This is a genomic window from Pseudarthrobacter sp. AG30, from assembly GCF_003116525.1.
Lineage (GTDB): Bacteria > Actinomycetota > Actinomycetes > Actinomycetales > Micrococcaceae > Arthrobacter.
The window spans coordinates 18977-31301 of sequence record NZ_QEHL01000011.1 but is presented as its reverse complement, the minus strand read 5'-3'; the positions used below and the strand labels follow the sequence as shown (position 1 = coordinate 31301).

Below are 12325 nucleotides of genomic sequence, written 5' to 3'. Positions count from 1 at the left end.
CCGATCACGTTGACACAATCAAAAGGGTGATGAGAGGGTTTTTGACGTGCCTAGGAACATAGTCGGCTATGCGAGGGTCAGTACTCGTGGTCAATCGCTCGATTCGCAGGTAGACGCCTTGGTAGCTGCCGGAGCAGTCCGCGTCTTTCAGGAGTACGCGTCCGGGGCTACCCAGGCAAGGGCACGCTGGAAGGACTGCTTGGATTATCTGCAGCCGGGCAACGTGCTGTTGGTCGCGGACTTGACCAGGCTAGGCCGTAGTACTTCCGACCTTGCGGACATCGTCACAGTGCTGGGCCGGCGGGGGATAGGTTTCCGTTCCCTGGCTGAACCTTGGCTGGATACGACTAGTGCCCACGGCAAGCTCATCTTTGACATGTTCGCTTCCCTCGCGGAATACGAACGATCGCGGCTGTCGGAAAGAACAAAGGCTGGGTTGGCCTCAGCTAAAGCGCGAGGCCGGCTCGGCGGCCGCCCACGGTCGATGACGCCAGGGAAACTGGAAACGGCTCGGCAGCTGCGCAGCGAAGGAAAGACTTTGAAGGAAACGGCTGAGCGGCTTAGCGTCAGTGTTTCCTCACTGACTCGGGCTCTTAGCAGGAACGACGTCCCAGAAGTCGAGTCCGCAGCCGCGTAACGCCACCCTATTTTTGGGACAGCTTATGGGACGCCAAGGTTACGGACCCGGCAAGTTCGCGGGCACTTCAAAATCCCGGCTCAACAACCAGCTGCCGCCGTTTGACCTCAGTGGCGATGAATGCCCCACGCACAGCACTCAACTTTCCGCCCTCGATGCGGTTGAGCAGGAAGTCTGGTGGGAAGTTCTTCACCAGCCTTCGCTCGAGCCGGTCCGCGTTGATGGTCTTCGCGGCAAAGATCCTGGTCGTGTCCAGTGCCCGGAAGGAATCAACCGAGAGGACCGACTGGTGCTTGTGGCCCCACAGGAGCCGGTCGAACTGCTTGTTGGCGGTCCAGTGCCTGCGGATGCGTGCCCTCCTATCTACGGCCTGGCCGATGTAGGCCTGCCGGTACCTGTCCAGCACCATCACGTAGGCGCCTTCCTCCCAGTCGAGAGTCTTTAAATCAGTCACCTCTCGCAGCTGCTTATTCTTGGCCAGCATCTCGGCCAGGGTGGCCTCGAAAGCATCGGGCCGGAGCGTCGCAAAAAAGGCCATGTTCAGGTCGAAGTTCTCCAGCGCGTCATCGCGCTGCTGCCGGCAGAAGTCATCTGAAAGGACCGTATGCCCCTCGTCCTCGTAGGCCCATGCCTGTGAGGCCCAGAATGCCTCGCCCACGAACTCACGCGGCCTAACCGCCGAAGGCTTCTTGTTCGGAATGGCGTACATTTCACGGGTCAGCTGGTGACCGAACTTGCTTTGCCTCAGACGTTCCCCGAAGTGCTCAATAACCGGTCGGGGGCCGGACTTCTGAGTACGGCGCATCTGACGCAGGGGCGTCCACTCATCAACCGGCATTTCCCCCGTATACATACCCGAAGTCTAGGCGTCGGTCTGGACGTCCTGCAGTGGGTTTCCTCCGGACACCCAATTGCGACGCCCGGCACTGACCGCCACGGGCGCCCACCCACGAACGTCCCGCTTCTAAGAAAGTGGGACATCTGGCGTAGTCATGGAGGGTTTTTGCTCTACTGATACGGGGCATCCCATATCAGGCCTAGTGCGGGCGAAAACTCGAGAGAGTGCGCCCGTCCATCGAGCCCACGGAGACGTTACCTATGCCGGCCCCTTCGACAGAGCGATTCACACGATCTCTTCAAATACCCTTCCGGAACGGAGGCCGACATGCCACATCCGGTTGTGGGTGCACCTACAACGCATAATTGTGGTGACAACAACGCACTGATTGATGGGGGAGCGGCGCGCGATGGCGGGCAAAACAAGACCTGGGAGTGCCGCCAGGGACACGCGCTTAATACCTGCGGTGCTGGAACGCTCGGAGTCCTGTTGAACGGCTTTTTTGCGGTTGAGTACACGACACCCGTGGAGAAGCGTCGACTCAAGCGTATTAACGTCTACGTAGATGAGTCAGGCGATCGAAACTTCGGAAAGACCAGGCAGTCGGACTATTTCACTGCAACCGCAGTCATGATCGCGGCTGAAAATGATCAAGATCTGACGTATGTCATCGGTGGCCTGAAGGCACTCTTCCAAGTGCCCCAGAATGAGAAACTTCACTGGAAGAAGCATCTTCGTCAGCGTGACGAGTGGCGCCGAACATACGCATTTAACCGGCTACGCAATCTGCCCGGTGCAAAGGTCGCCACCGTTACGATGCACAAGCCCTCTTTGAGTGCTCACTACCTGACAACGACACACGAACTGTCATACAACTACGTGATCAAGCTCCTTCTCGAGCGTGTAGTCCGAGCTGCAAAGAACTGGCGAGGAGGTGAACGGGTCGCTCACGTAAGGCTCGGCGTCGTGGGAGGTGTGGACCACGAGGTCACAAAAAAGTACCTCCATAGCTGCGCATTACATCCCCGAGCACACGAGCTCGAAACGCCCTGGGAAAACATGATGTGGCCGCCAGTTTGGAGACAAAATGGGGATTACGCCGGCCTCCAAATTGCTGATCTCTATAGCGGAGCATTCCATTGTGGTCAGACAGCGGCTAACACTGCCCATCTTGAGACTATAAAGCACCAGATCACGGCGTCAGAGTGGGGGCAGATTCACGGCCACGGAGTCAAGCTTTATCCGCAGGACGCGGTTGGGACTGTTCGGGTCGAGCCTTGGTTCAAATGCCTGACAAAGTCAGAAGCCTCTAGGGAGGGCTCAGAGAGACGTTGATCTACCGAAGTGGTAGGCGAGGCGGTCCGCCTCCGGTCATTCTCTGCAGCCCTTCCTAGAGGCTTCTGTCCGCCAACCCTGTCAGGAGCGTTCTCAAAAGTCAAAGACCCTTTAGCTCGTCGAGGCCGATGCCAAAACCCTCTTCGTCGGAATCAGCAGAAACCGGCATTCTGAAATAACAGTCACATCGTTGATCTGATCCGCGGGGGGAGTGTTTCACTGGGGTGTTCCGGTTCCAAGGAACTGGGACACCCCTACAGCGGTACCCATCGTCGACCGCCGGCTGTTGCGGCTCTCCATCTTCGAGGTCCGGTCGGAAGTTGCCTCGCTCATCGGCACAGGTGCCGATGAAGAACTTTGGAGCGATACCCTTGCGCGCCCGAAGTGGCGCCGCTGCGCTCACGCACGCCAGATTCGCTTTGAGTAGAGCCTTTAGGGAGCCTCCTCTCGTAGTAGCGTATTACGGTACTGATTATTGTAATACCTGATTACGCATGCTAGTGTCGGGCTCGGACTGAAAAGGAGGGCGCCATGGCGACCGTAACCATTCGCTTGAAGGATGAGGTCAAAGCCCGCATTGACGAGGCTGCAGACGCGCGGGGAATCCAAGTAAGCGACTTCGTGCGTGAGGCGCTGGAGATGTATTTGCGTCTCGAGGCATCGGGGGACGTTGGTGTTGATAGGCCAGATCAGGCCGAAGAAGTGTCCTTAACGCCTTATCAACGCAAGGTGCTTCAACTCCTTCACCGGAACCTTCTTGCCACTCGAGGAGGTCTTGATGATTCCTACTACGACCATGACCAGGAAGTTCAGGCCCTGAAGGTTCTGGAGAACGGGTATGTCGGGGAGTACCCGGCCGAGTTCATAGATATTTCCGAACCCACCAGTCGTGCGGAATGCGAATTGGTGTGGGACATTTTGGACATGTTCCGTGTGATCCAGTTCAGTGTGAAGAAGCTGGGCAAGGATGGTTGGGACCAGGTCAAGGTGAAAGACGCGGAGTATTACGGAACGTTCAAGGGATTTGATTTTAACGACTCGGACGAAAGCCGCTTGGCGAACTACGCCGAGTTCCTAGTCAAATCGGGTCGATGGACAGAGCAGGAGGCAGCGTTTAGCCCTCAGAACGACAGGGGTAACTCCCACAGCCAAATGCTTCCCCAGTACCGGGCCATGTTAAGAGTGTTCAAACCACTGTGGCGCCAGCGGCTTCGCGGCGGAGGATACAGTGGGTTTTTCTCAGCGCAGGACGTGCAGAAAGTTCTTCTGGCGATCCCCGGCGTGCAGGCTGAAGGGGAGTAGCGGCCCGGATAGGGGCCGCATGCAGATACATGGATTTAAAATCCGCCGGCCGAGCTCATCAGCAGATCCCTTCAGGTGCGCACGTGTTTGTTGATGAGTCGAAATCAAAGGCATACTACGTGGCGGCATCTGTAATTGCGCCTGCGGACGTCGCCGACGCAAGGCGTGCTATTAGTGCCCTACGCAGGGCAGGACAGCGACGCGTCCACTTCAAGAGTGAAAGTGACGCTTCCAGAAACACATTTCTGAATGGCGCCATTGGAGCCGGACTGACAACCAGGCTTTATGTCGCACGGAACATGCCGGACAAGACTGCCAGGCCGTTGTGTTTGGAACGCCTGATCGAGGATCTAACGGTTGCGGGCGCAAGAAAGCTTGTCTTAGAGAGCGACCAGTCACTGGAACAGGCGGACCGCCGAGTTATTGCCCAGCACCTTAAGTCTCTTGGGGCGGGTGATGTCTTGCAGTACATGCACTGTCAGCCTCACGAGGAGCCACTCCTTTGGGTTAGCGACGCCGTGGCGTGGTGCCACCAGAAGGGTGGAGGCTGGATTCGCAAGGTTGCACCGTTGGTTCAGGACATCGTGGACTGCAACCCTTAAACAACGCGGGTCCGGCTCGTCATACCATCCGGAAGACTGCCAGACCCACTTCTCGGGGCTACTGCCCTTTGCACCACTGATGTTACCTATGTTTGAACGGTTCGAACAAGTCCCCCTTGTTTCAGAGCGACCCGGAGGCCGTGTTGAGACTGACGAGGTGTCTCCACTTTCCGCCACAATCAACTTGTGATCGTTCTCTGCCAGGGAATTCGTGAGTATTGCCGCCAGTGGCTGTGACAAGTAATGGACAGGTAGCGCTCCCGCGCAGCCAGTGCATCTGCGGCGTTGATCTGGCTTCCGGGGCGCAGCGTAATCCGGAGAATCCGTCTGCGTGAACCCCCGGTCTTCCGCCCCCATGCAGAACGCCGGCGGAACTTTGAGATTGCTGATTTATGCCCTTCCGGGCTTGAGTGTGGTGTGATGCATGCCACTAGCCACCTGATCCAACCTATTAGTAAGCATGCTGATTAGCCAGCCCTCGGATGCTGTCGTTGTGGGCGTTGTTCATGTTCTGGTGACATCGCTCGTTTATGATGCTGGTGTTCTGATGGTCTCGTTCCGGGTTGTGGGATTAGCTGCACGGTGGACCTGGTTTCGGGGACGGGCGGCCGACAACCGACTTGAAGCTCCGAGGAGTTTGTTTCGTTGGCAAGGCAAAACCCATGGCTCCGGCGCGGCCCGGTCGCGGCCGCCGCGCTGATCGCGGTGGGCTGGTTAGGTGCGCTGGGGCTTGTTTGCGCCAGTGATGGTGTCACCGGATCTCCGGTGGCCTTCCAGCGGTCGCAGGCAACCGTGACGATCGACGGGAATTTGCCGGTGCTGCCGCGGGCCCCGTTGTCGGAGGTGTTCCGGGCCCCTGTTGCTGTGCGGGGTGGTTACCCGATGTCGTTGAGCGCGAACGTCGGCGGACGCCAGGTGAAAGCGTCCTGGGCGTATGTCGACGGGATGCCTGGCTTGAATGCGTATCTGGATTCCTGGCTGCTCGGCATCCTGGACACCACCGCGGCCCCTGGCGGGGGCCGCTACCGCCCGGCGATGGCATTGAACACGTCACCGCCCCGGGTCCCGGCCCTCACAGTTTCGGCGGAGCCGGTGCTGACGGCGGGAACTGTCGTTGTCCTCCGGGAAGAAACGACCGACACGGGCTCGGATGGGACCCGGTCGGGGAGTTCGGCGACCATCTACGCTGACACGGTTTCGGGAGAGGTTCATCGGGGTGCCGAGCTGCTGCGGCCAGAGGCCCTGGACGGCATCAGGGCGCGGGTGACTGGTGTCCCGGCCGGCATCGCCGTCCCCTCGTCGCAAGCTCTGGCTTTGAATGATGTGGTGCTGGATGCTTCCGGCGACCTGCATATCAGCACGGAGCACCCGGCAGGCAGCGGCCAGGCCAGGCAGACAAGAACCATCGGTGCGCGGGACGCCGATGCGATGTTGAGTGAGGTCGGCCGAAAAGTTTTGGGCGGGTTGCGGGCCGCCCCGGTGTCCCCGCCGGCTGTGCCGCCGGCGCAGCGACACGTCAACTGTGATCTGGTCCCGTGCGCGGCGTTGAGCTATGACGACGGACCTGATGCCAGGACAACACCCCAGCTGCTGGCCATCCTCAAAGAGAAGAACGTGCAGGCGACATTCTTCATGACCGGCTCCAACGCGACCGCCAACCCGGCCATCGCCAGGCAGGTCGCGGACGCCGGGCACAGTATCGGCAACCATACCTTCAGCCACCCGTATCTGACCAAGCTGTCGCCGGCGGCGGTCCGGAGCGAAATTGACCGGACCGACACCGCGCTCCGGGCTGCGACGGGATCGGTCCCTGCGCTGATGCGGCCGCCGTACGGGGCCGCGGACGCTGCAGTCCAGATGGCGGTCGGTAAGCCGTTGATTCTTTGGGCCGTCGACTCGCTCGACTGGCAGAGCAAGAACCCGGGGGTGTTCGTCCCGAAAATCCTCAAGGAAATCACCCCGGGCGCGGTGGTGCTCATGCATGACGTGGACCCCACCACGATCGCGGGCCAGCAAGACCTGATCACGACCCTGCAAACCCAGGGCTATCACCTGGTGACCGTCCCGCAGATGTTTGAAGGAACACCGCTGACTCCCGGGCATGTCTACCGGTCAAGGCCGGAACGCAAATAGCCGGATGGATCCTCGCCGGATGCTGATCGACTGGGATTCCTGCCGGCCTGTGGTGTGGTCAGCCGAACAGCTCGGCGCGGGCTTTCACGGCCTGGACGTACTTGGTAAAGGACTGCTGGGCGTTGGGGACGGGCTTTGCGAGGAGACCGGCGAGAGGACCGGTGTGTTCTTCGGTCACGCGCAGGTGCGTCATCGCCGCTTCGGTGGACAGGGTGAATGTCCTGACGTTCTTGTAGAGCCCCAGGGGCAGGCCGCCGGTCCAGGTCATCACCTCGCCCGGGATTTGTTCCACACGGAGCCGGTACCGGCGCTCACCGCTGCTGGTCGTCCGGACGCGGATGGTGCTTCCGTTGCGGACTTCTCCGTCGATGTCGGTGATCCCTGATTCCCACACGGTGTAGTTGCCCGCGTCGGTGAGGATTTCCCATACGGTGGAGGTCCGGGCGTTGATCAGTGTCGCGGCCTCAAGAATGTGCATGATGCTCACGGTAACTGCAGACACCCCTCTGGATGGTGGGGTTTGGGCCGCCGGATGGTGAATATCACCCAATATGTTGCACACCTCCTGCCGGCTCACCGTTCCCGTTGGAACGAGCGCACGGCCTGGCTCACTGTGGGGTAGAAGTGCTCCGGGGTGAAGCGGGAGCCCATGCCGTATTGCAGGAGTTTGTCTTTGACCGGTCCTTTGAGCTCGGCGAATACCAGGTCCACACCGTGCCGGGCCAGCCATTCATCAAGCTGCACGAGTTCGTCCAGGGCCGTGGTGTCGATTCCCGTTACGGGTTCGGCTGCGAGCACTACGCGTTCGGTGCCTGGTGGTGCCGCGCCCCATGTGTCCCGGACGAAGGTTCCCAGGAGGGCGCCGTTTCCGAAGAACAGCGGTGCGTCAAAGCGCAGGATCAGCAGTCCGGGGATGCGGTCGCCTTCCGGATGGCGGCTCGCATCGTGGTAGCCGGGGATTCCCGGGACATCTACGAGTTCGGCACGGTACGGGTCCCAGGCCCGCCGCAGGAAGTCCAGTATGGCGAGGCCGACAGCGACTGCGATGCCCGGGAGGACGCCCAGGACCGTTACCCCCAGGAAGGCCGCGAGCATTACCAGTGATTCGCTGCGGCTCATGCGGATGAGCCGGCGCACGCCGGCGGGGTCGGCTATTCCTGCGGCAGCGGCGATGACGATGGCGGCGAGGGTGGCTGCGGGCAGGAATTCGGTGGCGCCGGGTGCGATCTGCATGAAGCCGATCACCAGGATGGCGCCGACAACTCCGGTGAGCTGGGTTTTTGATCCGGACTCCACCGCTACGGGCGTCCGCGAGGCGCTGGCAGAGACGGGGAAGCCTCCCAGCAGCCCGCTGGCGGCGTTCGCTGCACCGAGGGCTGCCATTTCGTGGTTGCCGGAAACCTTGCTGTCTTCCGCCGCGGCCAAGGACTGGGACAGGGTTCCGGTGTCCACGAAAACGATCAGGGCGATGGCCGCCGCGGCCGGCAGAAGGGCCACCACATCTGCCCAGCCGAGGCCGCCGAGTGCCGTTGCCGGCAGCCCTTGCGGGAGTGCGCCGGTGACTTTGAGCTGGTCGTGGAGCCCCAGCACGGCGACGGCAACGCAGGAGGCGGCGACGGCGATGAGCACGCCGGGGATCCTCCATTTCAGCATGCGGGGAATCAGGATGAGCACCAGGGAGGCCAGCCCAACCGCCAGTGCGGTCGGATTGGTTTCGCCGGCAAGGACCCGGGGCGCGGCCGCGAGGAGTTTCTCCCAGGGTGAGCCGCTTTCCACGGTGATCCCCAGGAGGGTGGGCAGCTGGGACGCCGTGACCAGCAAGGCGATGCCGTTGAGGTAGCCGAGCCGGATGGGCTTCGAGAGCAGTCCTGTGACGAGTCCTAATCTCAGCGCCGATCCGATCAGCATCATGGCTCCGATCAGGATCGCCAGGAGGCCCGCCAGTGCGACGGATCTTTGTTCGTTGGCTGCGGCCAGGGGAACCAGGGCGGCGGCGATCATCGGGGCCAGCGCGGAATCCGGTCCCAGTACGAGTACGCGGGAGGGCCCCACTGCTGCGTAGACAATGAGGGGGACCACGGTGGCGTAGAGGCCGGTCACCGGCGGAAGGCCGGCCGCCTGGGCGTAGGCCATGCCCGCGGGGACCAGCACCGCGAAGAGCGCGGCGCCTGCCACCACGTCGTGCCGCAGCCACTCGATCTTATAGCCACGCAGGACCGGCGGAAGCCGCCAGGGTCGGATCTTCCCGGAGTGGCTCATGGTCAGATCATGGCCCATCTTGTCAGGGCCCGTCACCCACCTTTGCGTCCACGGGTGCGGGATGTTGGTAAGCGTTTAGACGCGACGGCCGCGGGCTTTCTTGCGGAGTGTGCGATATGCGGTTTCGGCGTTTGTTGCGGTCCGGGTTTCCTGCTCGATCAGGCTCTGGTAGACGCCGGCGGTTCCGGGAGCGATGTCCGGTGCCGCGGCCAGCCGGTGCAGGAGGTCGCGGGCGACGACCGCGTCCTGGTGGTCGCCGAGGATACTCTGGATCCGGTGGCTGGTTTTTTCCAGGGCGCGTGCCCGTTTCCCGTGAATGGTCAGGACGGACTCGGCCGCGTGACGCAGTCGTTTGGCGTCCTTGCGGACCTGGTGGAGCGCGGTGTCGTAGCCGGGGGTTTCCCTGGCCTTGGTAGCGGCCCGATGGGCCTTATCCAGTCGTTGGGCGGCCTTGTTCACGAATCGTGCGCTGGCCTTGCGGGCCTTCCGGGCGGCTTTGGCCTTGGCGGGCGGGGCGTCGCGGAAGCGTTCGAGGGCGTCCAGGAGCCGGTAGTACCGGTGCGACTCCAGGGTGGTGAGGGCGTGCTGGTAGCCGGCGTTGTAGGTGGTGTCGAGTTCGTGTTCCAGCTGTCCACGGGCGGGACCGGAGGCCTCCGCCGGGGCCAGGGTGTCCAGGTTCGCGAGGATCCTTCGGCGCATTACCTCGGCGTCCCGGGGCCGGCCCAGGATCCGGCCGAGCCATTGCAGTTCCCGTTCCAACCCGGCCACGGTTTCTTTATCGAACAGGGGGCGGTAGGTCCGCAGCACGGACCGGGTCCGGCGGGCGGCCGAACGCATCTGATGCACGGTGTCAGGGTCGCCACGCCGCACCCCGGGGTCCTGGGCGAGCAGGGCACTGATTTGTGTCCCTACGTAACCGGTCACGACGTCACGGACCGGTCCTTTCTTCCGGGCCGGGCGGGTGCCGGTGGCCTTCTTTTCCGGCCAGGATCCGCCCAGGGCACGGGCGAGCTTGGAGGCGTGGGCTGATGGGACGGCTCCGGCAGCTTTCAGCGCTGGTTTCGCGGCGGAGAAGAATTTCGGTCCGGCGTGGACGAGTTCGATCTCCCATTCCCGCCACTGCGATTCCGGGCCCGTACCGCGCAGCGGGACGGCATGGACCGCGTCGTCGGTGAAATCCGCGAGATGTTCACCGGCCGCCCCGTGCAGGGCGTAGGTGGTGCGCCGGGTGGAGAGCCGGGCAACGGGGGAGAGGTCGCGGCCGCGGGTGATGGCCGCGACCCGGTCGAGCAGTTCCGCCGGGACATGGTCGGGCTGTCCGAGCGGACTGTGAATTTCGGTGCGGCTGTCCGGGCCGGCGGGCAGTTTCAGGTGCCATCCAGGGTCGACACCGCCCGTGCGCCGGCGCAACGTCATGCCCCGGGCCGCGAGCTCCAAGGTTCCGGTGTCGTAATAGACAGCCTCCAACGACGTCTCGGAGGCCTCCCCGGCCTCCTCAACACCGGGGATCGAGGTCAGCTCCGGTATCCCGGGTCCGGGACCTGGATCGTACTTGCGCTCCGTTTCGGTGCTGTCCCGCGCTGTCATGCCCGGCCTCCCGACCCGGCCGTGGGTACAGGCTGTGCTGGATGAATGCTGGCCACAGGACGCCTCCATAATCGTGGCGCCGGCAACAACGGACCCCGCAGCGCGCCATCTGCGCCGGCCGTGCACCGATTCTAGGACCAGGCCCCACGGAGCGACCAGTGCCGAAACTCCCGGAACCCGGGGCCGCCGCCGGGGGGATCAACGGGTGGGAGACCCGCCCGGGAATCGGTCTATTCGATAGGGAAATCTCGTTCCCGTAGGGTCGAACCCGAAAGCCTGTCGGTCCCCCCACCGGCGGGCTTTCCTCGCCACCAGCTGCTGGTTGGTCTTCCAGGCGGGCGCGTCCGGGGCGTCCAGGTTTTTCCTCTGCGCTGACCCGGCCGGGGCTCTGTGGTCAGCGGTTACTCTTGGGTTACCAAGGACGTCGGCCCGTGATCAGGACAGTGGGGATGGATAACGCTCAACAGTTATGGCGGACCGACCCCGCGACCCTGCGTGACTACATCGTTGATGCCGCAGCGGCGCGGGCGAGAATCCCTGTGTGTCCGGATCCCGAGAAATTATGGTTGATGACGCTGCTCGGTCAGGAGGAACAGGCACTGGAGGAAGGGCTGGCCCTGCTGAGGAGCTCGGCAGAGCCGTTGGAGCTGCTCCTTGTTCTGGCCGGCATCCTGCAACGACGCTACCGGTGGGGTGACGCCGCCCGGCTGCACGAACAAGCCCTTCGCCTGGCCGGGACACCGGTCCGGGAAGCAAGGGTCCGGCATCAGATTGGTCTGCGGTTGTTCGATGAAGCCCTCTACCGTGATGCCGCGGCGGAGTTTCAATGGGCCAGTGACCTCTATCGGGTCAGCGGCAACACCGGGCCCGCCGCGGTCTCGGATGCTGCCATGCACCGGGCCTGGCAGCTCGCCGCCACCCAGCTGGACTACTTCCGGTCCCCGGGATCCAGCCCGAACCCCCGGCCGTGATCCCGGCCCGTCCGAGCGTTCTGCGGGTCGGGGCGGGTTCCCGGGGGTCCTGCGCGCCGGATTGTTAACTGTTCACCTGGAATTCGTTGTCTGACGACGTGGTTCTGCACGACGATAATGCGACGGTGTCTGCCCCGCACTGCCGGGATGGGAACGTGCATCCCTGGCGTTCGGGGCAGGTGCCAAGAAAGGCGGGACTGGCTCCCGGTCTCAGCCATTTGGGGGAGCCGGTCCCGCTGAACCATCCGGAATCACCGCATCCCAGCAGCACAGCGGCAGCAACTCATACCTCAGCGCTACGGGGCCGGGATGGCCGTGGACCGGGATCCACGGCCGATTCCCGCACCAAATGGGGCTTTTTCATAGTCCGCGGAGCAACGCCGGTTAGAGGTGAGTGATGTCGAACTCGGTCAGGTCCAGCAGTCGTCGGGTCCCGCCCGGGCAGTCGGTGATCCAGAACAGTTCGCGTCCGGGAGCGATCCTGATGACCTGCCCTCGATGGGCCACGGCACCGCCATATACCGCCTCGATATGGTCCCCGCAGGACAGGTCTGCCGTGGAGCGCACTGCGCTACCTTTCCTGGTTGCGGGCGGGAGCTCTGTGGTGTTCATGCGGCCAGCATGACGGGGAAAGGTTGCAGCCGGGTATCCGCAGCATGAA

Annotated in this window: 10 protein-coding genes; 5 read left to right on the top strand and 5 right to left on the bottom strand. The window is 62.7% G+C overall.

The features are described from left to right. The first annotated feature begins 46 nt into the window (after positions 1-46). Entirely contained in the window at positions 47-637 is a 591-nt protein-coding gene (locus tag DC347_RS10775) for a recombinase family protein (RefSeq protein WP_109045420.1), read from the top strand. A 67-nt stretch (positions 638-704) separates the two neighbouring features. Here DC347_RS10775 and DC347_RS10770 read toward each other — a convergent pair whose 3' ends face one another. Then, positions 705-1490, bottom strand: coding sequence for a GIY-YIG nuclease family protein (locus DC347_RS10770; protein WP_109045419.1), 786 nt, complete (start codon positions 1488-1490; stop codon positions 705-707). 312 nt (positions 1491-1802) lie between these two features. On the opposite strand from DC347_RS10770, the gene DC347_RS10765 reads away from it, so the two are divergent. From DC347_RS10765 to DC347_RS10750, 3 genes are all read left to right on the top strand, one after another. Next, a complete protein-coding gene (locus DC347_RS10765) occupies positions 1803-2810 on the top strand; it encodes a DUF3800 domain-containing protein (RefSeq protein WP_109045418.1) in 1008 nt (335 codons plus the stop codon). Between the two features lie 531 nt (positions 2811-3341). Beyond that, on the top strand, positions 3342-4112 hold the full coding sequence (locus DC347_RS10760) for a YfbU family protein (RefSeq protein ID WP_109045417.1): 771 nt from the start codon (positions 3342-3344) through the stop codon (positions 4110-4112). 1247 nt (positions 4113-5359) lie between these two features. Next, positions 5360-6847: a polysaccharide deacetylase family protein gene (locus DC347_RS10750; RefSeq protein WP_240617763.1), complete on the top strand. Its 1488-nt coding sequence runs from the start codon at positions 5360-5362 to the stop codon at positions 6845-6847. A 58-nt stretch (positions 6848-6905) separates the two neighbouring features. On the opposite strand, the gene DC347_RS10745 is transcribed toward DC347_RS10750, so the two are convergent. The 3 genes from DC347_RS10745 to DC347_RS10735 form a co-directional block, all read right to left on the bottom strand. Further along, a complete protein-coding gene (locus DC347_RS10745) occupies positions 6906-7325 on the bottom strand; it encodes an SRPBCC domain-containing protein (protein WP_133247085.1) in 420 nt (139 codons plus the stop codon). A gap of 95 nt (positions 7326-7420) precedes the next feature. Continuing rightward, positions 7421-9106, bottom strand: a complete 1686-nt coding sequence (locus tag DC347_RS10740; RefSeq protein ID WP_109045414.1) for a SulP family inorganic anion transporter — start codon at positions 9104-9106, stop codon at positions 7421-7423. Positions 9107-9181: 75 nt separating this feature from the next. After that, entirely contained in the window at positions 9182-10693 is a 1512-nt protein-coding gene (locus tag DC347_RS10735) for a CYTH and CHAD domain-containing protein (RefSeq protein WP_109045413.1), read from the bottom strand. A gap of 569 nt (positions 10694-11262) precedes the next feature. Between DC347_RS10735 and DC347_RS10730 the strand changes: the two genes are divergently transcribed. Further along, positions 11263-11664 carry a hypothetical protein gene (locus DC347_RS10730; RefSeq protein ID WP_109045412.1) on the top strand — a complete coding sequence of 134 codons (402 nt, stop codon included), beginning with the start codon at positions 11263-11265 and terminating at the stop codon, positions 11662-11664. 384 nt (positions 11665-12048) lie between these two features. Here the strand turns inward: DC347_RS10730 and DC347_RS10725 are convergent, their stop codons facing one another. Then, complete coding sequence (locus tag DC347_RS10725) at positions 12049-12276, bottom strand: hypothetical protein (protein ID WP_109045411.1); 228 nt, start codon at positions 12274-12276, stop codon at positions 12049-12051. Positions 12277-12325 lie beyond the last annotated feature (49 nt).